This is a genomic window from Enterobacter cloacae complex sp. IR5401, assembly GCF_049238425.1.
In the GTDB taxonomy this organism is placed as follows: Bacteria; Pseudomonadota; Gammaproteobacteria; order Enterobacterales; family Enterobacteriaceae; genus Enterobacter; species Enterobacter hormaechei_C.
Map to the genome: position 1 here is coordinate 190,074 of NZ_JBMKHN010000008.1, position 26,803 is coordinate 216,876.

19 protein-coding genes are annotated in these 26,803 nt (G+C 56.3%); 8 read left to right on the forward strand and 11 right to left on the reverse strand.

Features of this window, described 5'->3' with window-relative positions; translation table 11 throughout:
- Positions 1 to 61: 61 nt before the first annotated feature.
- The gene (locus ACOTX1_RS14250) at positions 62 to 349 is read left to right on the forward strand and encodes a hypothetical protein (RefSeq protein WP_003861213.1); all 288 of its coding nucleotides are present in this window, start codon (positions 62 to 64) and stop codon (positions 347 to 349) included.
- Positions 350 to 590: 241 nt separating this feature from the next.
- Positions 591 to 2,240 (forward strand): alpha,alpha-trehalase, encoded by a 1,650-nt coding sequence (locus ACOTX1_RS14255; protein WP_003861211.1) that lies wholly within the window; start codon positions 591 to 593, stop codon positions 2,238 to 2,240.
- A 47-nt stretch (positions 2,241 to 2,287) separates the two neighbouring features.
- Here the strand turns inward: ACOTX1_RS14255 and ACOTX1_RS14260 are convergent, their stop codons facing one another.
- On the reverse strand, positions 2,288 to 3,874 hold the full coding sequence (locus tag ACOTX1_RS14260) for an STY4199 family HEPN domain-containing protein (RefSeq protein ID WP_023314994.1): 1,587 nt from the start codon (positions 3,872 to 3,874) through the stop codon (positions 2,288 to 2,290).
- Positions 3,875 to 4,020: 146 nt separating this feature from the next.
- On the opposite strand from ACOTX1_RS14260, the gene ACOTX1_RS14265 reads away from it, so the two are divergent.
- Positions 4,021 to 4,554: a GNAT family N-acetyltransferase gene (locus ACOTX1_RS14265; RefSeq protein ID WP_023314995.1), complete on the forward strand. Its 534-nt coding sequence runs from the start codon at positions 4,021 to 4,023 to the stop codon at positions 4,552 to 4,554.
- Between the two features lie 77 nt (positions 4,555 to 4,631).
- A complete protein-coding gene (locus ACOTX1_RS14270) occupies positions 4,632 to 4,970 on the forward strand; it encodes a lysozyme (protein ID WP_003861206.1) in 339 nt (112 codons plus the stop codon).
- Here the strand turns inward: ACOTX1_RS14270 and ACOTX1_RS14275 are convergent.
- On the reverse strand, positions 4,949 to 5,551 hold the full coding sequence (locus ACOTX1_RS14275) for a helix-turn-helix transcriptional regulator (protein ID WP_003861204.1): 603 nt from the start codon (positions 5,549 to 5,551) through the stop codon (positions 4,949 to 4,951). The two genes, ACOTX1_RS14270 and ACOTX1_RS14275, sit on opposite strands and share 22 nt — an antisense overlap.
- A 174-nt stretch (positions 5,552 to 5,725) precedes the next feature.
- Positions 5,726 to 6,484 (reverse strand): SDR family NAD(P)-dependent oxidoreductase, encoded by a 759-nt coding sequence (locus ACOTX1_RS14280; RefSeq protein WP_023314996.1) that lies wholly within the window; start codon positions 6,482 to 6,484, stop codon positions 5,726 to 5,728.
- A gap of 119 nt (positions 6,485 to 6,603) precedes the next feature.
- Here ACOTX1_RS14280 and ACOTX1_RS14285 point away from each other — a divergent pair, with 119 nt between their 5' ends.
- The 3 genes from ACOTX1_RS14285 (at position 6,604) to ACOTX1_RS14295 (ending at position 10,162) form a co-directional block, all read left to right on the forward strand.
- Positions 6,604 to 7,503 (forward strand): LysR family transcriptional regulator, encoded by a 900-nt coding sequence (locus ACOTX1_RS14285; RefSeq protein WP_032634329.1) that lies wholly within the window; start codon positions 6,604 to 6,606, stop codon positions 7,501 to 7,503.
- A 50-nt stretch (positions 7,504 to 7,553) separates the two neighbouring features.
- On the forward strand, positions 7,554 to 8,579 hold the full coding sequence (yhjD, locus tag ACOTX1_RS14290) for an inner membrane protein YhjD (protein WP_003861199.1): 1,026 nt from the start codon (positions 7,554 to 7,556) through the stop codon (positions 8,577 to 8,579).
- Positions 8,580 to 8,839: 260 nt separating this feature from the next.
- Entirely contained in the window at positions 8,840 to 10,162 is a 1,323-nt protein-coding gene (locus tag ACOTX1_RS14295) for an MFS transporter (RefSeq protein WP_023314998.1), read from the forward strand.
- A gap of 250 nt (positions 10,163 to 10,412) precedes the next feature.
- Here the strand turns inward: ACOTX1_RS14295 and ACOTX1_RS14300 are convergent, their stop codons facing one another.
- Both ACOTX1_RS14300 and pdeH read right to left on the reverse strand, forming a co-directional pair.
- Positions 10,413 to 12,455, reverse strand: a complete 2,043-nt coding sequence (locus ACOTX1_RS14300; RefSeq protein WP_017693812.1) for an AsmA family protein — start codon at positions 12,453 to 12,455, stop codon at positions 10,413 to 10,415.
- A gap of 65 nt (positions 12,456 to 12,520) precedes the next feature.
- Positions 12,521 to 13,294: a cyclic-guanylate-specific phosphodiesterase gene (gene pdeH, locus ACOTX1_RS14305; RefSeq protein ID WP_023314999.1), complete on the reverse strand. Its 774-nt coding sequence runs from the start codon at positions 13,292 to 13,294 to the stop codon at positions 12,521 to 12,523.
- A 230-nt stretch (positions 13,295 to 13,524) separates the two neighbouring features.
- On the opposite strand from pdeH, the gene ACOTX1_RS14310 reads away from it, so the two are divergent.
- Complete coding sequence (locus ACOTX1_RS14310) at positions 13,525 to 14,454, forward strand: sugar kinase (RefSeq protein WP_003861191.1); 930 nt, start codon at positions 13,525 to 13,527, stop codon at positions 14,452 to 14,454.
- Positions 14,455 to 14,515: 61 nt separating this feature from the next.
- On the opposite strand, the gene ACOTX1_RS14315 is transcribed toward ACOTX1_RS14310, so the two are convergent.
- The 6 genes from ACOTX1_RS14315 to bcsB all read right to left on the reverse strand — a co-directional run bounded on the left by ACOTX1_RS14315 (position 14,516) and on the right by bcsB (position 26,802).
- Positions 14,516 to 16,006 carry a M16 family metallopeptidase gene (locus ACOTX1_RS14315; protein ID WP_023315000.1) on the reverse strand — a complete coding sequence of 497 codons (1,491 nt, stop codon included), beginning with the start codon at positions 16,004 to 16,006 and terminating at the stop codon, positions 14,516 to 14,518.
- 222 nt (positions 16,007 to 16,228) lie between these two features.
- A complete protein-coding gene (gene dctA, locus ACOTX1_RS14320; RefSeq protein ID WP_023315001.1) occupies positions 16,229 to 17,515 on the reverse strand; it encodes a C4-dicarboxylate transporter DctC in 1,287 nt (428 codons plus the stop codon).
- Between the two features lie 159 nt (positions 17,516 to 17,674).
- Complete coding sequence (hmsP, locus tag ACOTX1_RS14325; protein ID WP_023315002.1) at positions 17,675 to 19,681, reverse strand: biofilm formation regulator HmsP; 2,007 nt, start codon at positions 19,679 to 19,681, stop codon at positions 17,675 to 17,677.
- 120 nt (positions 19,682 to 19,801) lie between these two features.
- Positions 19,802 to 23,284 carry a cellulose synthase complex outer membrane protein BcsC gene (bcsC, locus tag ACOTX1_RS14330; protein ID WP_059288096.1) on the reverse strand — a complete coding sequence of 1,161 codons (3,483 nt, stop codon included), beginning with the start codon at positions 23,282 to 23,284 and terminating at the stop codon, positions 19,802 to 19,804.
- Positions 23,266 to 24,372, reverse strand: coding sequence for a cellulose synthase complex periplasmic endoglucanase BcsZ (gene bcsZ / locus ACOTX1_RS14335; RefSeq protein ID WP_003861183.1), 1,107 nt, complete (start codon positions 24,370 to 24,372; stop codon positions 23,266 to 23,268). Before bcsZ ends, bcsC begins: the two co-directional genes overlap by 19 nt.
- A gap of 6 nt (positions 24,373 to 24,378) precedes the next feature.
- Positions 24,379 to 26,802 carry a cellulose biosynthesis cyclic di-GMP-binding regulatory protein BcsB gene (bcsB, locus tag ACOTX1_RS14340; RefSeq protein WP_057979983.1) on the reverse strand — a complete coding sequence of 808 codons (2,424 nt, stop codon included), beginning with the start codon at positions 26,800 to 26,802 and terminating at the stop codon, positions 24,379 to 24,381.
- Position 26,803: the final 1 nt, after the last annotated feature.

Here is a 26,803-nt window from a genome sequence, read left to right on the forward strand (position 1 = left end):
AATTAACTAATCTTAAAAAGCGCTACGCGTTCGCCTGTTACTACGGAAAAAGATTAGAGATATGAAAATGCACGTAAAGATCACCGCAAAACTGATGGCCAAAATGCACCTTGTTCTCGCGCTGGTATGGGCGATACTGACTATTCCTACCCTGCTGTGGTGGAAAAACAGCATTCTGTGGGTGTCGTTAATGAGCATTTACGCCATCGTGATTTCCCATCTGGCTGCGTACAGCGCCGCCCATGCAGAAAAAGCGGCCAGCAAGGCGATGGATAAAAGCGAAGGCGCCAGTCAGAAAGCCAATCAAACCGCCAACAGCCTTCAAGGCAATGCGCGTCAGGCACATTAATCCCTGCGTAAATGCAGAATACCGAATGCTCTGAATTTTATTCCTGCTCTGTTTCCAAAGATTCTGATTTAATGATTTCATAATCAAAGGGATATCTGATTTTCAGCGTGTTTAAATCCATTTTGAAAGCGTGATCTACCGCACACTTCGCACCGCATTAACCGAAGCGAATGTCTACGCTTAAAAGATAGCCGGGAAAAACCCGTATTTGTTACGACATAAACCGGAGGTCCTGAACACCATGTTCAACCAGAAACTACAGACTGCCGAGGATATCGAGTTCGATATTGCAGAAGAGCTGCGCTATGAAACCGATCCCTGTGAGTTAAAACTGGATGAGATGATCGAGGCAGAGCCGGAACCGGAAATGATTGAAGGGCTGCCGGCGTCCGATGCCCTTACGCCCGCTGACCGCTACCTTGAACTGTTTGAACACGTCCAGTCGTCGCGGCTGTTTGCGGACAGCAAAACCTTTCCCGACTGCGCGCCGAAGATGGATCCGCTGGATATTTTGATCCGCTATCGCAAGGTGCGTCGCCACCGTGATTTTGACCTGGCGCGCTTTGTGGAGAATCACTTCTGGCTACCGGAGGACTACAGCAAAGAGTACGTCTCTGATCCCGGCCTGTCCCTGAAAGAACATATCGATAATCTGTGGCCGGTGCTGACGCGCGAGCCGCAGGATCACATCCCGTGGTCGTCGCTGCTGGCGCTTCCGCAGGCCTATATTGTGCCCGGCGGGCGATTCAGCGAGACCTACTACTGGGACTCTTACTTCTCCATGCTGGGGCTGGCAGAAAGCGGTCGTAACGATCTGCTGAAATGTATGGCCGATAACTTCGCCTGGCTGATTGAGCGCTACGGCCATATCCCGAACGGCAACCGCACCTACTATCTCAGCCGCTCCCAGCCGCCCGTTTTTGCTCTGATGGTGGAGCTGTTTGAAGAGGACGGCGTGCGCGGGGCGAAGCGCTATCTTGAGCACCTCAAGATGGAGTACGCCTTCTGGATGGACGGGGCGGAATCGCTGCTGCTCAATCAGGCCTATCGCAGTGCGGTTCGTATGCCGGATGGCTCATTGCTCAACCGTTACTGGGACGATCGCGATACGCCGCGGGATGAATCGTGGATTGAGGACGTTGAAACTGCCCGTCATTCTGGTCGTCCGCCGAACGAGGTGTACCGTGACCTGCGTGCCGGGGCAGCCTCAGGATGGGATTACTCATCCCGCTGGCTGCGCGATCCTGCGCGGCTGGCCAGCATCCGCACAACACAATTTATCCCCATCGATTTGAACGCATTCCTGTTCAAACTGGAGAGCGCTATCGCCAACATCTCCGCGTCGAAAGGGGATAAAGAGACGGCTGATCTGTTCCGCCAGAAAGCCAGCGACCGGCGCGCGGCGGTAAACCGCTATCTGTGGGACGAAGAGAACGGCTGTTATCGTGATTACGACTGGCGGCGTGAAGCCCTGGCGCTGTTCTCTGCGGCCAGCATTGTGCCGCTGTATGTGGGCATGGCGACGCATGAGCAGGCTGAACGGCTGTCCGATGCCGTTAAAGCCCGTCTGCTCACGCCGGGCGGTATTCTCGCCACCGAATATGAAACCGGGGAGCAGTGGGATAAGCCGAACGGCTGGGCGCCGCTCCAGTGGATGGCGATCCAGGGGTTCAAGCAGTACGGCAACGACTCGCTGGGAGATGAGATCGCCTGGAGCTGGCTGCACACGGTGAACCATTACTACAAAACCCATCATAAGCTGATTGAGAAGTACCACATCGCCAGCAGCACGCCACGCGAAGGTGGCGGGGGGGAGTATCCGTTGCAGGATGGCTTCGGCTGGACGAATGGCGTGGTGCGGCGGTTGATTGGGTTATATGGTGAACCTTGAGCCTTGCCCCTCACCCTGACCCTCTCCCCTGAGGGGAGAGGGAAAAGTTAACGAATCACCTCATAAATGGCAGTCTGGATGGACTGCCATTTTTTTGTGCTGGCATCGGGCTGCGTCTTCGCGCGCCGCGTTGCCATATCGGCGTCGTGCTGCTGGCGTTTCACCACCGCAGGGACGGTACAGAATGCTTTCAGGTACTGCTTACGCATAGGCGTCAGCGATTCCCCGTTCGCCATCGCATGGCTAAGCGTATTAATAAAGCGTCGGCAGGGCTTTTGCTCTGTCATTTGCAGGCGGTAGCGCAACATTACTTCCAGCACATCGTCGTAGCCTGCCGACAACGCCTCCTCCGTCCATGACATTTTCCAGTCCATCCCGCCCTGCAAAAACAGGAGCGCCACCCGGGTATCGTTGCGGCTAATCGCTGAACGGAAGTTGTTTTCATCCCAGGTGACACCCATCCGCGTCAGCGTTTCTCGCGAGGAAGGCGTTTCGCGCATCTCCTGCACCGGTGCGGGAGATGCCGTACTGGCCACAGCCGGCTGCGGTTTACTGCTGTTCACCAGCCAGAATCCCCCCACGACAATCGCGATAACCATCACGCCAACCGCTCCCCACAGCACGCCGGAAATCAGCTGTTCACGCTGCTCTGGCGTACGCGTGGCACGCTGAGTCGGTTTTTCTATACTGTCGCGCACTTCAAAAAGATCGCCGCCTGTGGTGCGGTCCATTTTTTGCGCCTTTTCCCAGAACGCGTGCAGCTCGCTTTCGTCCACCGCCATCAGCGCCGCCGGGTTAACGCGTGTCCGCCCTTCCTCAAACGCGCGCTGAACGGAGCGGGTGATCTGCGTGTAATAGCAGTCGAGCAGCTGGATTTGCGCTCCGCTTAACGGCTGCTGCACGGTGATGCTGTTGCGGATTTGTCGAATATCTTCGAGGAAGGTTTGCAGGGTTTTGCGGGGCTCTACCAGCAGCGTCAGCATGTCCGGGGCGTTAAACAGCGGCGCGTAGTAGCGGCTAAATTCTTTTTTATCCACCAGCAGTTGGGCCAGTTCGCTGAACAACATGCCGCTCAGAACATCATTAATCTCACCGTTTTTCAGCCAGCGACGCACGCGTTCAGCGTTAAACAAGGTCTTAAGATGATTATTCAGCCGCACCGGATCGGGCCACGCCTGCTGTATCAGCCCTTTAATCATCAGCTCAATGGCACGCACCTGTTTCTGCGCCTGAAGCTGGCTCTCCTTCTCTGGCACCCTCCCGGTTTCGTAGGTCAGGAGGGGCTGTTGCAGACGCAGATATTCAAGGGAGGTGACGAAGCGCATCGCCGCAATCAGCTGATTTTCGCTGACATCCTGCCCGCTTTCATACTGGGGAACACGCTGCTGAAGCAAGCGTAATTGCAGCGTAAAGGCCGTCATTTCCGCATCATTCAGGTTCAGCTTCCTGGCTACAGCGCCCCACCCGCCCAGCCCCAGGCGGGCGCTATCCAGTTGCTCCAGAAACCAGCGTGGATCTTTTCCTTCAGAAACATGTACATTCAACAGAAGTAAAATTTCAACAGACGCCTGACGGATCGCCGCCAGACAGTGTTCAAACTGTTCGCGGGTATGATGCGATGAGCTAATCATCATTGTTTTCCTTGAGAGACAATGAGTACCGCTAAAGCGGCATTAAAAGTCGTTTTTCTTTTTATTTATATGAGGTTAAACATACCTGACTTTCTGTTGAAATAAAGTGACAACCTTATAATCATTTGCAATGTCTCCGGAGGATCGTCATGCCCGCCTTAACCACCGCGCGTCTCACCTGCTCGCCGCTGCAAGAGCAAGACTGGCCCTTTTTTCTGTCGCTACAGCAAAATCCTGAGGTAATGCGTTTTGTCGCCCCTGCGCGTAGCGAGGCGGACATTCGGGAAGCCTTTGAGTCTCGTCTGTTGCCGTGGACGCCGGGCAGTTCGCACTGGCTCTGCCTTATGGTGCGTGAGACGGCCAGCCATACGCCGCTGGGCGTAACCGGATATGTGCACCGGGAAGCAGATTGTGCAGAAGTCGGTTTTCTCTTTGCGCCTTCTGCGCAGGGGAAAGGTTACGGCTTTGAATCTCTGCGGGCTGTGTGTGATTTTGCGCTGACTCAGGGCAATATCCGTCGGCTCACCGCGACCGTGACGGCGGGAAATATCGCCTCCAGGCGACTGCTGGAAAAAACAGGTTTTCAGCTGGAAGGTGAGTTGCGCGAGAGTTATTTCCTTTCAGGGCAATGGCATAACGACTGGCTATTCGGTTTACTGAAAAAGGAATTCCCGTTCAGTTAAACCTGATCAACAGCCATTTGGCGGATATTTCCCCGGCGGCGTTTCCTCTATAGTCGCGTCATTAAGAGGAAACGCTTATGACGGGTTATGCAATGCAGATATCTTCTGCTGCAATCGCATTAATTAAAAAACAACAGGGCCTTTCCCTGGAGAAATACCGTGACGAAAAGGGAATATGGGTTATAGGTTATGGTCACGTAATTCGCCAGTGGGAAAAATTTAACGGTCTCATCACGCCGACTGAGGCGGAGAATTTGCTTTGTAATGATATTCAATTATGTGAGGCGCTGCTGCGGGAAATGAACAAACGCCCATTAACCCAACAGCAGCATGACGCACTGATATTAACCCTCTTCAGTTTTGGGGAAGAGTCCCCTCTGCCAGAGAAGATCCTTCAGGCCGTCGCCCGGGTGTAGTACATCGCGGCTTGCGTCCGGTTTTTGACATCAAGACGCCGGAAAAGCGTCTCAAGATGGGCTTTTACCGTTGCCGCACTGATATTGAGATTACGTCCAATCTCTTTATTGGACTCTCCGGCCGCCAGTAACTTCAATACCTCACGCTGGCGCTCGCTTAACACTGCCAGTTCATCCTGAGAGGTGTGCTGCTTCAGCCACTCGCCGGGAAAACAGACCATTCCTCGCGATACAGAATCCAGCACTGCGGAAAAGCGTTCGGGATTCGCATTGCGGGGAATTATCGCCACCACGTTGCGCTGAAACATTTGCTCAACCCAACGCCGCTCTTTTTTCGTTAACACCAACACCACGCGCGACGTTGGAAAGCGATCCATAATCTCTTCCAGTAAAGCCACACCATTATCACGAATTAAATACCCATCTATCATGACGATAGCGGAGGGTGACGCGGATAATTGCGCCCATAATTCATCAGTCTGACGAGTTCCTGTCATATCTATTTTCGGAATTAACTTCTGCAAACTGTACATCGCTCCATGAATAAATAATGACTGCCTGTCAAACATGATTACTCGCATCGTTTTACTCCTCTGAGAATAGCGAAGGGGGATTCTACAGAGGCATTTTTTAAGAAAAAACTCAATGAATGGAGAGGTTACAAATCACCCAGCTCTCTTTATATCTTCCAGCATTTAGACATAACTGTTTTAAGGATTTCCTTAAGAGGGTTCCTTCCCCCTTAAGACTGAATATTACAGAAACATACCGCCTGAAACTTCAATACGTTGCGCATTCATCCAGCCCAGTTTGTCACTGAGCAACGCCGCAATGGCGTCACCAATATCATCGGGCAGGCCCACGCGTCCCAGCGCTGTCTGCGAGGCCAGCAGCTGGTTAAGCTCCGCATTATCCCGCACTCGCCCGCCCCCAAAGTCGGTTTCAATCGCGCCGGGCGCGATGATATTGACGGTAATTCCGCGCGCGCCAAGCTCTTTTGCCTGATAGCGGGTCAGCACCTCCATCGCCCCTTTCATTGCCGCGTAGGTTCCTGAACCGGGCTGAGTAAAACGGGCCAGTCCGCTGGAGACGTTCAGGATCCGCCCTCCGTCTTTTATGAGCGGCAGCAGCTGTTGCGTGAGGAAAAACGGTCCTTTGAAGTGAATGTTCATCGCATCATCAAACTGCGCCTCGGTCGTCTCGGTATAGGGTGCATATAACCCTGTACCTGCGTTGTTCACTAAATAGTCAAAGGTGTCACGTTGCCAGACGTGTTTAAGGGTATCTTTCACCTTTTGAGCAAAGCGCGAAAAGCTTGCCGTATCGCCGACGTTGAGCTGCAATGCTGCCGCTTTTCCGCCTTTTCCCTCGATTTCGCGCACAACTTCCTGCGCCTCCTGCTGGCTGTTGTTCCAGGTGAGGATAATGCCTGTCCCTTCCGCGGCCAGCTTCAAAACGGCATTTTTACCCAGGCCGCGGCTACCGCCCGTCACTAAAGCAATACGTTCACTCATAATTCACCTCGTTTCGGCTGTGATGAAGATTGAGAAAGAGCTTATTAGATGGTAGAAAATCAATAAATAGTGCCGTGAGCGCTTCACTGTTTCATTCTTAACAACAATGACCAACATCTATGGATAAAATACACGCAATGCAGCTTTTCCTTCGGGTCGCGGAACTGGAGAGTTTTTCCCGCGCGGCGGAGACGTTAAGCCTGCCGAAGGGGAGCGTATCGCGACAGATCCAGGCACTGGAAAACGCGCTGGGGACGCAGCTGCTGCACCGCACTACCCGCCGCGTCAGCCTGACGCAGGACGGCATGGTTTATTACGAGCGCGCCAAAGATCTGCTGATGAATCTGGACGAACTGGACGGCATATTCCTGCACGACCCTTCAACCATCAGTGGTCGGCTACGTGTGGATATGCCCGTTGCCATTGCGCGAAATGTCGTCATTCCGAAACTGCCTGCATTTTTACAACAGTTTCCCGGCATTGAACTGGAGCTGAGTAGCAGCGATCGTCTGGTCGATGTCATCCGCGAAGGATTTGACTGCGTGGTTCGCGTGGGAAACTTAAAGGACTCCGGGCTTATCGCCCGCCCGCTTGGGAAGCTCTCGGTGATTAATTGCGCCAGCCCGGATTATCTGACGCGATTCGGCTACCCTGAGACGCTGGACGATTTGGCTTCGCATGCCCTCATTCACTACTCCGCCACGCTGGGCACCCGTCCGCAGGGTTTTGAGTATTACAACGGCAGCGCGACCCAGTGGGTAAAAACGGGAGGCGTATTGTCGGTTAACAGCACAGAAACCTACCAGGCCGCCTGTATCGCCGGGCTTGGCATTATTCAGGTCCCGCGCGTCGGGGTGCGTGATGCCCTGCGCACGAAAAAACTCGTTGAGATCCTGCCGCAATATCGGGCTGAACCAATGCCCGTCTCCCTCATTTATCCCCACCGCCGTAACCTCTCCCGTCGGGTGCATGTGTTTATGGAGTGGCTTACCGAACTCACAAAAGGTTACGTGGACTAGTCGCAAGCTATAATTCAGTAACATCCAGCTCAACGAAAAGGAAAATGCGCGTGACGCCGGAAAATAACCCGCAACGACCGACTCAACATTTAGATTATGAACCCATCAAAAAGATGGATAACGAGCCTGAAGCGCCGAAAGAGCCTGGAACGGCCAGCAAAGCGCTGGGCACCGTGACCGGCATAGCCGAAAAAATTCAGCAGATACCCGCGATTGCTCACCTGATACGCGCCGCTGAGCGCTTTAACGACCGCATGGGAAATCAGTTTGGCGCGGCGATTACCTATTTCTCGTTCCTGTCGATGATCCCCATCCTCATGGTGTCATTTGCCGCCGCCGGTTTTGTGCTGGCGTCTCACCCGACGCTGTTGCAGGACATCTTCAATAAGATCCTGACCAACGTCAGCGACCAGACGCTCGCCACAACGCTCAAAAGCACCATCAATACCGCCGTGCAGCAGCGTACCACCGTGGGTATCGTCGGGTTGCTGATTGCGCTCTATTCCGGGGTGAACTGGATGGGCAACCTGCGTGAGGCTATTCGCGCCCAGTCGCGTGACGTCTGGGAGCGTAGGCCGCAGGATCAGGAGAAGATATGGGTGAAGTATCTGCGCGACTTTATTTCGCTGATTGGGCTGCTGGTGGCGCTGGTCATCACGCTCTCTATCACCTCGGTCGCCGGTTCCGCGCAGCAGATGATTATCTCCGCGCTGTACCTGGATTACATTGAATGGCTGAAACCGGCCTGGCGCGGTATAGGGCTTGCCATCTCCATCTTTGCTAACTACCTGCTTTTCTTCTGGATCTTCTGGCGTTTGCCCCGCCATCGGCCGCGCAAGAAGGCGCTGATCCGTGGGACGTTGATTGCCGCCATTGGCTTTGAAGTGATCAAAATTGTGATGACCTATACGCTTCCGTCGCTGGTGAAGTCGCCCTCCGGCGCGGCCTTTGGTTCGGTGCTGGGGCTGATGGCTTTCTTCTATTTCTTCGCTCGCCTGACGCTGTTCTGCGCCGCGTGGATCGCCACGGCTGAGTATAAAGATGACCCGCGCATGCCGGGTAAAACCCACCGCTGATGTCCTGTCGGGCTGATATTTCAGCCCGATCCGCCATTTCAGCATATAAATCCAGTCCGTAACTTTTATTTAACGCAAAACCAGTTTTAATGACTGATATTTAAAAAGTGTGAAGCATTTCATAGAAGTGTTTTCGCTGGTCTGAAAATTATCCGCTTTTTGTTGCTTTTATGACCACGCCACGCCTTTGTTACAGATTGAAATGTCGCTTTTGCTATGCCTAATATGGCCCTTCGTTCGTCCAAAAATAAGAAAATATTATGCAAGCAACAGCCACCACACTTAACGAAGGGGCGGAACACGTTCCGGTCAACTCGCGCAATAAAGTCGTCGTCGCATCGCTGATTGGCACCGCCATTGAGTTCTTCGACTTTTATATTTACGCCACCGCTGCGGTCATTGTCTTTCCGCATATTTTCTTCCCTCAGGGCGACCCGACGGCAGCCACGCTACAGTCTTTAGCCACCTTTGCTATCGCCTTCGTTGCGCGTCCGATTGGTTCAGCGGTCTTTGGGCATTTTGGCGATCGCGTTGGCCGTAAAGTGACGCTGGTTGCCTCGCTGCTGACGATGGGGATCTCCACCGTCGCCATCGGCCTGCTGCCGACCTATGAAACTATCGGCATTCTGGCGCCTGTGCTGCTGGCGCTGGCGCGCTTTGGTCAGGGTCTGGGGCTGGGCGGGGAATGGGGCGGCGCGGCACTGCTGGCGACCGAAAACGCTCCGGCGCGCAAGCGTGCCCTGTATGGCTCTTTCCCGCAGCTGGGCGCACCGATTGGGTTCTTCTTCGCTAACGGCACCTTCCTGCTCCTCTCCTGGCTGCTGACCGATGAACAGTTCATGAGCTGGGGCTGGCGTATTCCGTTCGTCTTCTCTGCCGTGCTGGTGCTGATTGGCCTGTACGTGCGCGTGTCGCTGCACGAGACGCCGGTCTTTGCTAAAGTCGCCGCGGCGAAAAAGCAGGTTAAAGTTCCGCTGGGGACGCTGCTGACCAAACACCTCCGCGTGACCGTGCTGGGCACGTTCATCATGCTGGCGACCTACACGCTGTTCTACATCATGACCGTTTACTCCATGACCTTCAGTACTGCCGCCGCGCCGGTCGGCCTGGGCCTGCCACGTAACGAAGTGTTGTGGATGCTGATGATGGCGGTCATCGGATTTGGTGTGATGGTGCCTATCGCGGGCCTGCTGGCGGATAAATTTGGCCGTCGTTCAAGCATGATCGTCATCACCTCCCAGATTATTCTGTTCGCGCTGTTTGTCTTCCCGCCGCTGCTGGGTTCAGGTAGCCCTGCGCTGGTGATGGCGTATCTGCTGATTGGCCTGAGCCTGATGGGGCTGACCTTTGGCCCAATGGGCGCGCTGCTGCCGGAGCTGTTCCCGACTGAAGTGCGTTACACCGGCGCGTCGTTCTCCTATAACGTTTCGTCGATTCTGGGCGCCTCGGTAGCCCCGTATATCGCCACCTGGCTTCAGGCGAACTATGGCCTGTTCTATGTGGGTGTCTATCTGGCAGCAATGGCAGCGCTGACGCTGATTGCGTTGCTGCTGACGCATGAGACGAAGCATCAGGCGCTGTAAGTGAATGCCGGGGCGAGGCGCGGGGATGCGCCGAGAGGGCGGGTCGCCAGGGTGGTGGCGACTGAGCCACCCTGGCACGTTCACCGGTCATGTCGTGACAGAGTAGCAAGGAACATAAAGTGAACGGAATGACCACCAGAGCCGTATGTTCCCCCTCACCCCAGCCCTCTCCCTCAAAGGAGAGGGGGCCGTCTGTGCAGGCATTATTTTGTGGGGATCCCTCACCCCACAGGGAGAGGGAGAAACGGGACTACTTCTTCATCTGCGACAAAATCGTCCGACACTGATTCGCTTCGCCTTCTGACGGCGAAATCAACGCCAGCAGCGCCGCCGCAGGGGTCACCAGCGTAGCGAGCGCGGCGGCGACCGCACCACGCGCAATCAGCGGCCCGGCCTTCACGCCCGCCTGCGGATCTTTGAAGGTTCCGCGAACGTACAGCGGCGAGCGCAGGGTGATGATACGAATGCCTTTACTTTCCGGATCGATGGTTAAATCGAGCTGCTCGGACGCCATGCTGGCGGTACCGGTGACGTTGATAACCGCGTTTTCCGTGTCGAAGGCGAAGATCTGCGGACGCGCCACGCCGTTGACCAGATCCAGATTTGCCGCCGCGCAGTTAACGCGTACTTCGTCGTCACCGAAGATTTGCCCGATGATAAAGTTCCCGACGTTCAGCCCCAGGATCTCCATCAGGTTACGGCTCACCAGCCCGTCGTTCATCAGCAGTTTCAGGTTGCCGTTTCCGCTGCCCAGCAGCGCCGCTACGGAGTTACCCGTGCCGCGAATATCCGCGTCGCCGTTCATCTCACCGAGGGTTTTCTGCATCAGTTCCACGTCCGGCATCAGCTCTTTCAGCTTCAGCCGACGCGCCTGGATCTCCGCCCTTCCCTGCATCGGCTTTTTATCCCCCTCCAGGTGGATATTCGATGAAATGGTTCCCCCGGCCATGCCAAACTTCAGCGGTTGCAGGCGCAGGTCGGCGTTTTTCAGGATGATATGGGTCGAGAGGTTGCTCAGCGGCAGCGTGCTGCCATGCTCGATTTTACGTCCTTTGAAGCGCACATCCGCATCCATCACGTCCCATTTGTCGGTTTCGAAGCGGTCATAGGGCAGCACTTTACCCGCAGGCTGAACGTCCTTTTTAACCTCTTTAGACTTCGTGCCTTTGCCCGAATCTACGCCAATCAGCGGACCAAGATCGGCCAGACGCAGCTGGCGGGATTCAACGTCCCCCTCCAGTTTCGGGCGCGGTTTACCGGTGGTGTAGGTCAGCGTGCCGTGGATATCGCTGTCGCCGATGCGGCCGTTGAATCCACGGTAGTCAAAGACGGACGATTTTTCGGTGTTGATTTTGGCAACCAGGTGCCCGTCCGTTTCAAACGGCGGAGTATCCGGCAGCAGTACGCCGGTGAGATCGTACAGTTCCCCCAGCGAATCACCGGCAAACTTAAGCTGGAGGTCGACGCCGCCCATGTTCATCGGGTCGTTAACCGTGCCCACGAACGCCACGCGGGTATTGCCGGAGCGAAAATCCGCCTGCACCGGGAACGGCGTGCCCTCGCTCCTGAGCGCCAGCATGCCGCCGATTTTGCCTTTACCGGTGAGCGGCTGGCCGTTGTAGCGCCCTTTCGCCGTCAGGCCAAAGACGTAATCGCCCGCTTTGCTGTCATCGCCTTTGGCTTTGCTGCCCGTGACTTCGCTAAACGGCAGCGGCTTGCCCAGCGGATCGACGAGGATCTCCACGTCAGCCTTACTCACTTTATCGTCAATGGCGATCCGCCCCCGATCGAACAGAATATTGTCGAGGCGGAAAGACCACGAAGAGGGCTGCGCATTTTGATCTTTATCGCCGCTGCTGGCGAGATCGAACGTCCAGTTGTTGTTTTTCTCTGACAGGCGAATCAGCCGCGCGTCGGGCTGCTGGAGTTTGATCCACGGCAGATACACCGTTTTGGTTAACAGGGCTAACGGCGCCAGCGTGGCTTCCACTCGCGGCAGGTGGATCATGGTTACTTCGGGGATGTCGGGCGGGTTACCGAGAATAATATCGTCGGCATGAACGTGCGGCCAGGGCACCCAGCTCCGCCAGCCAGTTTCCTCTTTCTGGCGCTCCCACACGACGCCCAAATCGCCACGTATTGCGAAGGGGCGGTTCAGCTCAGTTGAGACTTTCTGGTTGATGGTCGGTTTGAGGCGGTTCCAGTCAAACGTGGCGATAATGATGATTAAGACCACGATCAGCAACAAGAAAATCCCTGCTGTCCAGGAAATCACCCTGGTTGTTTTTGTCATTGTTGTCCCCTTTCCTGATGAACTTGCCTCTAAAACTATAGTTCAGACAAAGGGAAGCGGGCAGATCAGAGGCTGGTTATCACCTTTTCCAGGGTATCCATGGGGACAGGACGAGAGAGGAAATAACCCTGTGCCGCCGCTGCCGGGGAATTTTGCACGTCGCGCCACTCCTCCAGCGTTTCTACGCCTTCCACAATGACACCCTGGCAATAGCGGTTCATCAGTTGCAGGAGCATCGTAAACAGGTTCCGTCCCTCCGGCGTCTGGCGCAGCATGATAAACAGATCGCGGGCCACTTTGATGTAGTCATAACGCACTTCGCTCAGGGCGGAGAAATTGGCCATACCGGTACCGAAATCATCCAGCCACAGCGGGCCAAACTCACACATCGAGGCAAACGAGGAGTCCTGCGGCAGCTGAACATGTTCCACCAGCTCGAAGCGCATCCACGGCAAGGTAGCAATCAGCGCCTGCAACGTCGCATTCTGACGTAACGCCATCAGGGTGGGGCCATCCACGTTCACCGACGCCAGAATACCGTGCTGCTCGAAGAACGCCTGCTTCGTCGCCAGCATTCTCAGCTGCTCTTCCAGCACGTCGATACGCTGACGCACGGCAACCTCCGCAAAATAGCGGTCCGGTGCAATACGCTTTGAAGGATTCGATGGATGAGTGACGACCGTTAACACCTCAATCGCCATTAACCGACCGTCGGTACGGTAGATGGGCTGATAAGTGTACGCTCGCTCACATTGCAGCCAGTAGCGATGCTCCTGCAAGTTCTCAATACTTGCCTCAGGCGTAGTGCTCAGCCGCTGGATAACCTGCTCTGACTTCATTTCGGATGTCCTGTTGTATGGGATAGCCTTTCTGGACTCGTCACTGAGTTATCGGCCCGCCAGGTGAGAACTTTATGTTCAATTCACCGGGAAAATGAAATTAAGATGACAGAAATATGCCGGAATACGCGCTGGCTCAAAAAAAATAATGGAACGTCGTTTTAATATAGTTGACCATAAAAAACACACAGCGCACACTACCCTTAATTACTTTGTTCAGGTTCACGACTATGTCTAAAAAAATTGCCGTGATTGGCGAATGCATGATTGAGCTGTCCCAGAAAGGCGCGGAAGTCAGCCGCGGTTTTGGTGGCGATACATTGAACACCTCCGTTTACATTGCCCGTCAGGTCTCCCCCGACGCGCTGAGCGTGAGCTACGTTACCGCGCTGGGAACGGACAGCTTCAGCCAGCAGATGCTGGAAGCCTGGCAGGGTGAAAACGTTGGGACCTCGCTGATCCAGCGAATGGAAAACCGCCTGCCGGGTTTGTACTACATCGAAACCGACAGCACCGGCGAGCGCACCTTCTATTACTGGCGTAATGAAGCGGCCGCCAAATTCTGGCTGGAAAGCGAGGCCGCCGCTGCCATTTGCGAAGAACTGGCGACCTTCGATTATCTCTACCTGAGCGGGATCAGCCTGGCGATCCTGAGCCAGGAGAGCCGTGAAAAGCTGCTGTCACTGCTGCGCGAATGCCGTGCCAATGGCGGTAAGGTGATTTTCGATAACAACTACCGTCCACGTTTGTGGGCCAGCCGCGAAGAGACGCAGCAGGTCTACCAGCAGATGCTCGAATGCACCGATATCGCCTTCCTGACGCTGGATGATGAAGATGCTCTGTGGGGCGAAAAACCGGTTGATGAGGTCATCGCCCGGACGCAGGCTGCCGGGGTCAGCGAAGTGGTGATCAAGCGTGGGGCGGAGTCTTGCCTGGTGGCGGTTGCAGGTGAAGCCGTGACAGAGGTCCCGGCGGTGAAGCTGGCGAAAGAGAAAGTGATCGATACCACTGCGGCGGGAGATTCTTTCAGCGCGGGGTATCTGGCGGTACGTCTGACGGGAGGTACGCCGGAAGCGGCGGCGCAGCGCGGTCATTTAACGGCCAGCACGGTGATTCAGTATCGCGGAGCGATTATTCCGCGCGAGGCGATGCCTGCTTAAGGACTGGGCGGGCTGATGCCCTCACCCTAACCCTCTCCCACAGGGAGAGGGGACGCAGGGCTTACTGGCCCTGCGGAATATCGCTCGCATCCTGATGTAAATCATCGGCTGCCGTTTGCGCTGGCTGCGGCGCCGTCGCCATGATGGCGTTCCAGGTGGCCTTCAACTCTTTCATGTCATATTCCGGCTCACCTTTCGGCTGTAACAGAATCAACGCCATATCCTGCGACAACTGCTGGCGCAGATCCTGATTCAGCATCTCCACGGTCAGACCGTTCAGGAAGTCCTGACGCAGTTTCTGATACTGCTCCGGCGCGATATCCACCACCTGATTCTGCAAGGAGCGAATGCGCTGGCTGATTAAGATATCGGTATCGGCGCGGGCATAGGTGGCGAACAGTTTCTGCAATTCAAGGGATTTCTGCGCCACCAGCGCGTTAAACTCCTCTTCAGACAGGCCCTCTTTACGCACTTTAGCCAGCTCTTTCGCCACCACGCCGAGATTGGCATTGAGCTTATCGCCCGGCGATTCCACGTTAATGGCGCACTGGGCGCGCTGGAACAGCACACGGCAGTCAAAGCCCAGGCCAATATCTTTCACGTTGTTCTTGCTGAGCGTCTGCTGAACGTGCCAGAACAGCGCTTCACGCGCGAGATCCGCACGCCAGTAACGCAGCAGCGCAGAAGACTCGCGGATCGGCTGCCAGGCCGTATCCCACATCATTGAAAGACGATCCTGACGCACGGTATCCGTCATGATGCTGACCGTCTCAGGACGCAGCGGGGACAAGGTAGGAACAGGGGCAGGCGTTTCACGCTTCCCTTTCAGATCGCCAAAGGCTTTGTTGATCTGCTCTATCACCGCACGGCTGTCCACGTTGCCCACTACAATGAGGGTCATGGCATCCGGGGTGTACCACTGCTGGTAGAAAGATTTCACCTGCTCTGCATCCACCGGCTGTTTCAGCGGTTCTGCCGGGTCGTGGCCAAGCAGAGTGGACCCTTTCAGGCGGTAGCGCCACCAGCCTTCTTTGGTATCCGTCGGCCAGGTCGCCACCATGTCGCTGTTGCTCAACGCATAGTTTACGGTCTCAGGCGTAATCGCCAGTTTGCCGGTGGCATCGGATAGATAGGTAAGCGCTTCTTTAACCAGATCGTTACGGTTGTTGGGCAGGCTCAGGTTAAACATGGTGTAGTCATAAGAAACCACAGCCGGGGGCAGCGGGCGTTTCGGATCGATGGCCTGTTGCCATAAAGAACGCACCTGAACCGCCTGCAAACTGCCGCTCTGGGTGAGCGCCAGTCGAGGAATAAAGTGGCTTAAGCCGGTCTGCTGGGTGCTTTCAGTGAGGGAGCCGGTATTCACAGAAAGACGGATTTCAATGCGATCGCTCGGACGTTGCGGAGTGGATAATACCTGCCACTGGAAACCGTTCGCCAGTGTTCCCTGTTGCCAGGCCGGGTCTGGCTGGAGCGCATCTGCCTGCACATAACTGGCTGCTGCCATCATCAGCAAACCGCCGGTTAAGAGTCGAATTTTTGTGCCCTGCATGTGAACCCCTGATCAACATTCCTGGTTAAAGAGAGTGTCTCGCGACGTGAGCACTCAAAGATGACGATGAAAACCTTCCGATTAGACAGCGTGTTCGGCTAAACGTCACGGGCGGAAGTGAAATATACCCAAAAAAAATCTTGTCGAATTATGACAGGTATGAACGGTTATTATGCGCAGGTGCCCGCATCCCCACAAGGGAATACGGGCATTTATGAGGGATTAAGAGGATAAACCGGGGGTTTTGTCCTCAGATATGCGGTTATTCAGCGTATCGTTAAGCTTCTTGTGATCCAGCTCTTTCACCCACTTCGCCACCACAATCGTCGCCACGCCATTGCCGACCAGGTTGGTTAACGCACGGGCTTCAGACATAAAGCGGTCAATACCGAGGATCAGGGCCAGGCCCGCCACCGGCAGATGGCCCACCGCCGAAATGGTGGCCGCCAGCACGATAAATCCGCTGCCCGTTACGCCCGCCGCCCCTTTTGAAGAGAGCAGAAGCACCACCAGCAGCGTAATCTGATGGAAGATATCCATGTGGCTGTTAGTGGCCTGGGCAATAAAGACCGCCGCCATCGTCAGGTATATCGAGGTGCCATCCAGGTTAAAAGAGTAGCCCGTAGGAATAACCAGCCCCACCACTGACTTACGGCAGCCCAGCTTTTCCATTTTATCGAGCATACGCGGCAGCGCGGACTCCGAAGAGGATGTGCCGAGGACAATCAGCAGCTCTTCACGAATGTAACGGATAAATTTGAAGATGCTGAAGCCGGTCGCACGGGCGATGGAGCCGAGCACCACCACCACAAACAGAATACAGGTGATGTAGAAGCAGACGATCAGCTGGCCCAGCTGTACCAGCGTGCCGACGCCGTATTTCCCGATGGTGAAGGCCATCGCGCCAAAGGCGCCAATCGGGGCCAGACGCATAATCATGTTGATGATGCCGAAGATAACCTGCGAGAAGCTTTCAATGACGTTAAAAATCAGCTGGCCTTTGCTGCCAAGACGGTGCAGGGCAAAGCCAAACAGCACGGCAAACAGCAGTACCTGGAGGATGTTTCCGCTGGCGAACGCGCCAATCACGCTGCTCGGGATCACGTCCAGCAAGAAGGCAACAATCCCCTGATCTTTCGCCTGTTCAGCGTAAACCGCCACCGCTTTCGCATCCAGCGTGGCCGGGTCAACGTTCATGCCCGCGCCAGGCTGTACCACGTTGACAATAATCAGGCCGATAATCAGCGCGATGGTACTGACAATCTCGAAGTACAGCAGGGCAACCGCCCCCGTACGCCCGACCGCCTTCATGCTTTCCATGCCAGCGATACCGGTCACCACGGTACAGAAAATGACCGGCGCGATGATCATTTTGATGAGCTTAACGAACGCGTCGCCAAGCGGTTTCATCTGCGCGCCCAGCTCCGGGTAGTAGTGACCGAGCAGAATACCGATGGCGATGGCTGTCAGGACCTGGAAGTAAAGACTTTTGAAGAGTGAGGTTTTCATAGGGTGTCCCTGGAAAGAAAAACTACAGGCTTTGTAAGGTTATGGTTAACCTGCGGCTTTAAAATAACACCCACATAACAGGACAGAAATAAACGGGGTTCAAATTTGAAACACAAATGTTAAGAACTTTGAGCTGGCTCGCACAAGCCAGCAACAAAATTACACTTTTGCGTTATTGCCAGCGTCGGCGAGATAGCGTTGCTCAAAGATATCCGTCGGTACGGCGCGATCAAACAGGAAGCCCTGTCCGCTCTCTACGCCCGCCGCAGCCAGCCACTCACGCTGGGCGTCGGTTTCAATACCCTCGGCAATGACGTGCAGATTCAGGCTGTGCGCCATCTGAATAATGGCCTGCACCAGGCTGCAATCTTCCGGCAGCCCTTCCACAAAGGTTTTGTCGATTTTCAGGACGTCCACCGGCAACGTTTTCATGTGCTGGAGCTGACGCAGGCCGGAATACCCCATACCGAAATCGTCCAGCGCAATGCGGATCCCGGCATTACGCAGCGGTTTCAGGATGGCGACAGCGTCGTCAGGATTATCGATACAACGGCTCTCGGTGACTTCCAGGATCAACGTGTGGGGCTGGATGCGGTAGCGATGGATCAACTCAAGCATCTCCGGCACCATGGTCGGGTGCATCAGCTGTAGCGCAGAGAGATTCACCGACAGCGGCAGCGTGATGCCCCGTTGTTGCCAGGCCGCAAGCTGGCGGCAAGACTCTTCCAGCACCCAGTAGCCGACGGTGACCATCAGGCCGCAGGACTCGATACGTTCGATCATCCCTTCAGGCAGCTCCCACGTGCCGTCCGGCTGTTGCATACGCAGCAACGCTTCGGCGCTGGTCACTTCACCCGTGCGCAAATTGACCTGCGGCTGTAACCAGAGCGCAAACTGGCGATTGTCCATCGCCGTCAGAATGTCGCTCTCTTCCGTCAGGCGCTGCTGGGCTTTTTCCATCTGCTCCGGATCAAAGAACTGGATCTGGTTTTTCCCTTTCCGGCGCGCGGTGAACGCGGCCGAGAAAGCCCGACGATAAAGCTGCTCGGCGGTCAGCCCCCCGTAGTACATCGCAATACCGATGCTGGCGCTCGGGCGAAGCTGGATACCCTGAATGGGCAGCCGCTCATTAATGACAGTGAGTACTTGCTGACCTAGCGTAATGGCGTGCCACGGCTCTTTAACACCGTGCGCGATCACCACCAGGTCATAGCCGCTGACCTGGGTGAGCACCATGCGCGGCGCCAGAACGGATTTCACCTTTTCCACCAGCGTCAGTAACAGCATTTCGCGCTGGCTCTCTTTCAGCACGCCCGCCGTGTCCTGCAAGGTTTCGCAGGCAATCACCATCAGCGCGGTGGTCTGCTGGCGGGCGACGGTCTGCTCCAGCAAGGCCATTAAAAACGCTTTGTTTGGCAGATCAGATACCGGAAAACGGGTGGCGTTGCTACTGAGCTCTTCCTGCTGACGCAGGACACGCTGCTGGTTGATATTGTAACTGCGGACCAGCATGCCAATTTCATCGTCGTGATGCAGGCGCGGCAACGGAAGCTGATGCCCCATGTGCTCCTGTGGAGAGAGGTCGTTCAGCTCCCGGGCTATGCGGCGCAACGGATGCACAATTAACCGGTTGATACACCACGTCAGCGCCACGCTCAGCATTAATGTCAAAAGTAAGTAAGTGGTCACTAATGTAGCAACCCAACTCATGACGAATTTATACATGCGGTACGAGTCGGCCTGTAGCACCAGGTAGGCCAGCGGTTGCGGGTTAGCCGGTCTTTCCAGGGAGTAGAGAGGCAGGGAAATTTGCACCGGCAGTTCAAACAGGCGCATCACCATCATCGGGACGGAACGCTCCGGGATAAAGCTCATCCGCAGCGCCTGGAACTGGTTCGGCAGTACAACATCCGCGCGGCTCACGATACCGGCGGGCTGAATGCGCTTCAGGATGGATTCCGCCTCGGGGATATCCCCTTTCAGGATCGAGGCTGACAGGGGTTCCCGCACCGAGCGGGCAATACTTTCCAGTTGCGAAGCCGTGTTGTAGCGATTCTGCTGTACGGAGTGAAACAGCAAAATGACGCAGAAGATGAAGACAAACAGCATTGTGACGGCAGACACCATCGCCATCTGTTTGATCGTTAAGGAACGGCTGACACGCAAAATGACTCTCCACAAAACTCGAAGCGCAGGGCGCACCAGGGTGTAAACCTGGTGCGTCCGAGTATACCCGATAGCTGCACTTTTAAGAGAGACTTACAATTAGATTAAGTAAAAATCCGATCACCAGTCTGCATAAGGCACCAGCGGTTCCGGTGGTAAGTCCATATCACCCTGCCAGCCCGCGGCAGAATACCGAACGTAGAGCAGCGCATGGCTCGGGGTATAGTCTTTTGCTTCCTGAATATCGACGCCCAGACCGACAAACCAGTTGGACGTCACGCGGCGTTCAACAATCGCCCTTGCGGTATAACCCGTGCCTGACGAGCTACTTCCGGTTTCCATCACACCTTTATCGGTATAACGGCCTGGCTCATTGTCCGGGATCAGCCCCTGTAACGGATAACGCATCACATCTTTTGTTTTTGAATGAGACCAGGAGACGGAGCCGCCCAGCTCCCATGACCAGTTCTCTGTGCGTTTACGCCAGTTCACCGGTAAGGCGAACGACACATACTCCTGGGGACTGTAGTAACCGCCCTGGCCCAGCGAATAGCCACTTAAATCCTTATCGTAATGCCAGAGCATGTTGGACACGCCCACCGTCAGGCGTTCGTTGTTCTGATTGATGAGCTTGTAGTAATAGCCGGTCATCCAGCGGACGCGCCAGTTATCTTCGACATTCTTTCCGGTGAGGCTGTCGGCACTCAGGCTTGACCAGATACCGTTAGCTTCGCCTTTGTCGTAGCTCATGCTCACGCCGCCACCGGTGGCACGCACGCCGCCCCAGGTGGTGTCGGTATTGGGATCTTTTTGCCCGGCGAAGGCCAGCACCGAGCTGGAAATCGGACGGCGATGGGCGTTCAGGGTGTAGCCAATCGGCCCTAAATCGTTGCTGTAGCTCAGGCTGCCCACCACATCGACCACGTCGAAGCCCATCGGCGTTGTACCGATATCCCACGCCCAGGTTTTGTTCTGCCAGCCGACGGCCACGCTGGCGCCGTTAGCCGACTGGTTCGTGCTGCCGTGACATGGCGTTTCGGCACAGGTACCCCATGTCGGATCGTAAGTTCCGTTATCGGTGTCAAAGGAACCGGCGTTCATATTGACCAGATCGCTACGGAAGAACATACGTCCATCCGACAGCGGCGCATCAACCTGGAGCATGGTGGTGTGCGCTTTCAGGTCGGAATAGCCTCCCGTGCCGCTGGAGCCCCAGTAGTCGTGTTGCAGCGTGACGTTCAGATCCTGCTGACGATAAAGATCGCCTGCATCGCTGCGCACGCCGCGCTTCAGCCAGTCATCTTTCTCATCGTTACGCGTGAGTCGCGTAAAGCTGTCGTTATCGGTCGGACGGGTCGTTGTGATGCCCGATGAGACCATCGCATCTTTCCAGGTGTCCAGCGCCTGCTGAGGCTGACCATTTTGTGCCTGGAAACGGGCGGCATCGCGCATCACCAGCGCACTTTCCATCGAAGGCTGCTGCGATTTGGCCTGCGGAAGAATGGCGTTGAAGGTCTTTTCGGCCGCGGCAGGATCACCCAGTCCGGCCTGCGCCATGGCAAGCCGGCGCTGCATATTGATGGAGAGCGGTTCGCCGTTCTGTGCCGCGGGCAGTTTCGCCAGCGCCGCGCGCGCCGCCTCCTTGTTGCCCTGAGCAAGATAGACCTCGGTCAGGCCGAGGATCGCGTCTTCGTTCTGCGGTTCGCGTTGCAGAATGGTGTTGTAGGCGGTTTTCGCGGCCTCATGATCGCCCCGCTGTTCAGCCCAGTCCGCCAGCGTCAGGTCGATACGGGTGGACGGAGGCTGCTGGCGAAGCAACGTTTCCGCCTCCTGCTCTTTTCCACTGTCGCGCAGGCGGTTGGCGGTTTCCAGCACCTGGTTACTTTGCAGGCGGTCCGCCAGCGCCTGAATGTTGCCGTTCCACTTGTCGCGCGGCAGCGTGTTCAGATGCGCCAGCGCCGCCCGGTCCTGATCGTTACCGGACAGGTACAGCCCGCTGGCGTAAACCTGATCCGGATCGCCCGGTTTCTGACTTGCCAGCTGACGCATCAGGTTATCCGCCTGGCTGCGCTGACCCGCGCTATACAGATCGCGTGACAGTCGGTAGGTGATCCACACGTCGCCCGGGGATAGCGCAAGGCGTCGGCGCTGAATTTCTGCGGCCTGCGCATATTTCCCCTCGCTTTCCAGCTGTTCAGCCTGGGCTGACAGCTGCTCGTTCGTCAGGCTACGTTCAATATCATCAATGCTGCGGCGCTGACTGGCAGAGAGCGACTGAATAAACTGCGTCGCCTTCTCCGGAGACTGCGCGCGATAAATATTGGCGAGACCACGCACCGCGTTGCTGTTGCCGCTGTCCATCCGCAACGCCTGGCGGTAATAGCGTTCGGCCGCGTCGTTATCTTTGCGCGCCGCCGCCGCATCACCGAGCCCCAGAACCGCGTAGCTGTCAGTATTGTCGATATTGCGCGCCTGCTGGTAATAGCGTTCGGCCTGGGCCGTATTGTTGGCTTTCATGGCGTTATCCCCCTGCTGGATCAGCAGCCAGTATCGGTTGACCTTCAGCAGGCTGTCCCATTTGCCCCGGTTATCGCTCTGCGGATCGAGGGCGATCGCCTTTTCAAACTGCGCAACCGCACGCGCGCGATCGCCTTTCTGAGAATAGGCCTGCCCCAGCGCGCCTACGGCTTCACTGTCGGCGTGGTTGGCGCTGACTGCTTTTTGCAACTCCGTTACCGCTTTACTGCCCTGCCCGGCATCCACTGCGGCTAACCCTTCGGCTTTGGCGCGGAACGCCGGATCGGCGAGCTGTTTTTGCTGTGCTTCAAGCTGGGTGCGCGCCGCCGTCACGTTATCGCCATCGCTGAATACGCTCAGGTATTGTTGCAGCGCGGTGACGCTGGCGCTGCTGACCGGCTGATCTTTGATCTGCTGGTACCACATGTCCGACGCCTGACTGCGGCCATTATTCGATTTGGCCATCTCCTGCAACACCGCGAACCCTTCATCACGCCGTCCGCTCTGAAACAGAAGCTGTGCCAGCGAGGACTGTAGCGGGACGTTGCCCGGACTGCTGGCGTTTATTTTCTTAAGCTGATTAATGGCCAGGTTGCGGCGGGCTGGCTCTTTCGCCACCACGTTCCAGTACTCCGTCGCGATGTCGCCGCTGGGCGGCTTACCGTCAAACAGTTTGTCATACGCGGCAATGGCTTCCTGCGTGTGCCCGGTGGTGGCAAGCAGGCGAGCCTGCTGGAGGGCCTGGCGACCATCCGGCGTGGAGAGCAGCATGGTAGTACGGGAGGACTGGTAGGCACTGGAATCGGGTGCCATTCCTTTCAGGCGATCCAGCTCTTTTTGCGCGCCCGCCGTATCGCCCTGTCGTAACAGGTAGCGGAAGCGCGCGGCAATCACGTCCGGGTTGTTGGGATCGATCAGCTCAAGGCGATAGAGCGACTGGCGCACTAAATCCTCACGCTGGGTGGATTCCCCCAGACGGACCTGTTCCAGCAGCTGTCTCTGCTGCGGGGAGTTGGCGGCCTGGGCCAGGGGCATTAGCGCCAGGCCAAGCGATAAGGTGAGTAGATTCAGTGTGAACGTGCGCATTCCTGGCCCCAATCCGGTAGTAATTCACCTTGCACGGTGAAACGAAAACGATGCTGATCCCACCCTTGTCCAAAGAGGGTCAGAACGTAGCTGTAATAAGCATTATTATCGGGAAAACGATCGGCGACGTGCTGGCGTTGCACCGCCTGCGCGTCCCGGTTTTGTAAAAACGGAAGGAGAGAGGCAGAAAACCCTACCGGCCCATCTCCGGTGCGTTTCCCGGTTGCTACATCCACTTTCTCCGGCGGCAAGCCTTGTTTGATTGTGGTGGTCGCCATGGGCTTGAAACGCGCCAGTAGCCGGGCTTTCTGCGGATCGTTATCGTTCATCATCCCTACCCACAGATAGACGCGAATCGCATCGTAGCTGCCGATCAGGGATGCATCCTGCGACAGCTGCCAGCCGCCCTTTTTCTGGTATTTCACCCAGTTCGGGGAAAATCCTTTAGGCGCGGTCTCCAGCAGCAGACGCAGGTTAGTTTCACGGAGCGTCGTCCACGGCGCGCCAAAACGGGTGAAATAGCTCGCAAGCTGCGGCGGCAGGTAGCTGGGGTTGAAGCGCCAGACACTCTCTTCGGCAAAACCGACTTTACCCGGCAGCAGCATAGAACCCAGCCCCGGCACCTTCACCACTTCCTCACTGGCAATGCGCGTCAACAGCGCCTTACCCGTGCGCGTGTAATCGGGATTTTTCCACAGCCGCCCGGCTTCCAGCAGCGACCAGGCAATCCAGATATCGGCATCAGACGCGGAGTTAGGGTCGATAACCGCCCAGGTTTCGTCGTCCTTTTTTCCCCACAGCCAGGCCGGGAGATGTTGGGCTAAATCTCCCTCGGCAAGGTTATCGCGCGTCCATGCCAGCAGCAGATCGAACGCCTTGCGATCGTTTGCCGCGAGGGCAAAGAACAGCCCGTAGCTTTGCCCTTCGGAGGTGGTGATTTTGCGCGCGTCACTGGGATCAATGACCCGCCCACTTTCGCTCATATAATCCTGCTTGAACGTCTCCCAGGCAGGCCAGCGACAGGCAGCGTGAAGATTCGCCGCCGCCAGCATCAACGCTGCGACTACACACCCGCGAAAGATTTTCATCACCGCTTACTCATGGTCCGGGTTAAGACGACGACGGCTGATGATTCGCAGCAGACGCCACAGTACCCACGCCAGCAATACGACGCTGAGCGCAGCCAGCACGGCCAGCAGCACCGGGTGGTTAGACAGGGCGTACCACAGGCGTTCGAACCACGGCAGATGACCGACGTAGTAGACATCCCCCACGCGCAGGCTGTTTACCCCCGACTCACGGATCACCGAGACGGAACCGAACATTGCTGCCCGTTTACCGCTGTCGTTCATGGCCGTGTTGAGCAGCTCATAGCCGCGTGGGCTGTCCGCCAGCAGGGCGATAACGCTGCGCTGGTCGTTATACGGCGACTGGAAGCCGACAATCGCGGCCATCGGACCCGTTGAACTTACGGTCGTCCTGATATTGGCCTGACGATCGCCGCTGTCCGGCATGATGCTCGGGAACTCGGTCTGACGCAGCGGCGTGTTGACCCATGACTGAGCCGCCTGCACTAGCAGATCGACGCGCTTCTCGTCTTTCAGCTTGTCCGGAATGTTGCCGATGACCATGATATCGGCATCTTTGTTCTGGATCTGACTACCGTCATCCGTCACCGTCACGTTGATAGCCGGCAAGCCGGTTTGCGCCCCAACGGTACCCATGGTGTCCAGCAGCGTGGCAACCTGACCTTCGTTGGCCGCTTTTGGCATCACGACAATCGATTCAGAGAGATCAGCCATGCGGCTGAACGGGAAGCTGGCGTTAGCAAAGGCACGCAGATCCGGCATCGCGATAAAGTGGTAATACTTCGAGAAGTCGATCGTGGAATCATCGCCAATCACCACGTGGTTTTGCACCGGCTGGAAGGTAATACAGTTTTCCACCGATCCACCCGGCATGGGGTTCATATACTGGAAGTTAAACCGCAGCTGGTTCACCGCACCGAGCTTCAGCGCCGGGATCGACACATCGGTTTTGCCATCCAGCAGCCCCTGCAATACAGGCAGACGAAGCATCAACCGGTTTGTCTCCTGGCTGCTGGTCAGGCTGAACGATTGCAGGAACTGGTTGTTGAGGCTGATATCCATGCGCGAGCTGTCTTTGGTTGCCGGCGCGGTGTAACGGTAGTTCAGGTTGATATCAATGCCGTTGGTGCGCAGCAGATAGAGATCCGGCGGCAGGTTCAGCGACAGGCTGACAGGAGAAGGTTCAAGCCCGGTTGACTGCAATTGCTCTTCATAGGTTTTCAGCTCGCCAAAGGTGATTGCCCGGTCGGTACGTACCCAGTTCGGCGCATCATAAGGCTTACGCGCCAGCAGCGGTTTCACCTCATCCACCACAACGCTGTTACCGCGGAACAGGATATTTCCCTGCGCAATGCCCTTCGCCGCCTGCACCAGATCTTTGTCATCACGGCCGAAGATCACCAGCAGCTTCACGTACGGATTGTCCGGATGGCTGATCATCTCGATGGTGGGTGCTTTCACCTCCGGATGGTCACGCAGGAATGCCGGGCGTTTGGCGTTGGTGGCAAACACAATCGCGTTTTTGTCTGGCATTTTGTCGTACATGACCGGGAAACTTTGACCACGCCAGCCGGAGCGGGAACCAAACCAGGATGCCACGATAGAGGCCGCCAGCTGTTCGGTCACATCCGGCGAGCCGGCAAAGACCATCGGCAGGTTCAGCGGACGGTTATCACGCGGGTCGAAGAACGGCACCGGGAAGGCGGAGAGATCGTTTTTCAAAGCCAGCGGCTGATAGGTCATCTGAAGCGAAGAGTTACGCCCGACATCCAGCCACAGGGTGCTGCTGGCCGGGTTTTCACAGACATCGCGGTAGTGGCCGACAAACTCCAGACGCACGCGGTTAAAGTCGGTGATAAACAGCGGATTAATCGGCACCTGAGCCAGGGTTTTCTTACCCAGTTGCTCTTTGGTGACGGGCAGGACGTCCATCAGCTCGTCATTCAGATAGACCTTAAGCTGGGACTGCACCGGCAGCAGCGACGGCGATGGGGTGTATTCCAGGTTGAGCATCGCTTTTGACACAACTTCATCGCTGCGCATACCGAATTCGATACCGCCATTTGGGTTGATGCCGCGCAGAACCATGCTGCCCGGAGGAGGCGCGATCTGGGCAAACGTCAGCTTAACGTCACGCGACGGCGTATTTTCGGCAACCACCGGCGCACTGGCTCCCGGCACGCCAGGCATGACCTGCCCAACCACCGGGTTGTCGCCGGGCAGCGTATTCCCCGTCGTCGGCTGATTCGGGACAACGTTCTCCGTCTGCCCCGGCGCGGCCGTCACAACCGGATCGGTCGCTTGCGCGACGACAGGCACCGTTGGCGCGGGCGTGGTCGCTGCGTTATCAGGCGCCGCGTTAGCCACTGTTGCAGGGAGCGCACTCATCCCCATTGCCACTGCACATAACCAGGAAAGTTTTGTTTTCATC

What these genes read in the sequence shown, in the direction of transcription:
- ACOTX1_RS14250 (WP_003861213.1), top strand. Translation starts at nt 62, where the DNA reads ATGAAAATGCACGTAAAGATCACCGCAAAACTGATGGCCAAAATGCAC.
- ACOTX1_RS14255 (WP_003861211.1), top strand. Translation starts at nt 591, where the DNA reads ATGTTCAACCAGAAACTACAGACTGCCGAGGATATCGAGTTCGATATT.
- ACOTX1_RS14260 (WP_023314994.1), bottom strand. Translation starts at nt 3,874, where the DNA reads ATGATGATTAGCTCATCGCATCATACCCGCGAACAGTTTGAACACTGT.
- ACOTX1_RS14265 (WP_023314995.1), top strand. Translation starts at nt 4,021, where the DNA reads ATGCCCGCCTTAACCACCGCGCGTCTCACCTGCTCGCCGCTGCAAGAG.
- ACOTX1_RS14270 (WP_003861206.1), top strand. Translation starts at nt 4,632, where the DNA reads ATGACGGGTTATGCAATGCAGATATCTTCTGCTGCAATCGCATTAATT.
- ACOTX1_RS14275 (WP_003861204.1), bottom strand. Translation starts at nt 5,551, where the DNA reads ATGCGAGTAATCATGTTTGACAGGCAGTCATTATTTATTCATGGAGCG.
- ACOTX1_RS14280 (WP_023314996.1), bottom strand. Translation starts at nt 6,484, where the DNA reads ATGAGTGAACGTATTGCTTTAGTGACGGGCGGTAGCCGCGGCCTGGGT.
- ACOTX1_RS14285 (WP_032634329.1), top strand. Translation starts at nt 6,604, where the DNA reads ATGGATAAAATACACGCAATGCAGCTTTTCCTTCGGGTCGCGGAACTG.
- ACOTX1_RS14295 (WP_023314998.1), top strand. Translation starts at nt 8,840, where the DNA reads ATGCAAGCAACAGCCACCACACTTAACGAAGGGGCGGAACACGTTCCG.
- ACOTX1_RS14300 (WP_017693812.1), bottom strand. Translation starts at nt 12,455, where the DNA reads ATGACAAAAACAACCAGGGTGATTTCCTGGACAGCAGGGATTTTCTTG.
- pdeH (WP_023314999.1), bottom strand. Translation starts at nt 13,294, where the DNA reads ATGAAGTCAGAGCAGGTTATCCAGCGGCTGAGCACTACGCCTGAGGCA.
- ACOTX1_RS14310 (WP_003861191.1), top strand. Translation starts at nt 13,525, where the DNA reads ATGTCTAAAAAAATTGCCGTGATTGGCGAATGCATGATTGAGCTGTCC.
- ACOTX1_RS14315 (WP_023315000.1), bottom strand. Translation starts at nt 16,006, where the DNA reads ATGCAGGGCACAAAAATTCGACTCTTAACCGGCGGTTTGCTGATGATG.
- dctA (WP_023315001.1), bottom strand. Translation starts at nt 17,515, where the DNA reads ATGAAAACCTCACTCTTCAAAAGTCTTTACTTCCAGGTCCTGACAGCC.
- bcsC (WP_059288096.1), bottom strand. Translation starts at nt 23,284, where the DNA reads ATGCGCACGTTCACACTGAATCTACTCACCTTATCGCTTGGCCTGGCG.
- bcsZ (WP_003861183.1), bottom strand. Translation starts at nt 24,372, where the DNA reads ATGAAAATCTTTCGCGGGTGTGTAGTCGCAGCGTTGATGCTGGCGGCG.
- bcsB (WP_057979983.1), bottom strand. Translation starts at nt 26,802, where the DNA reads ATGAAAACAAAACTTTCCTGGTTATGTGCAGTGGCAATGGGGATGAGT.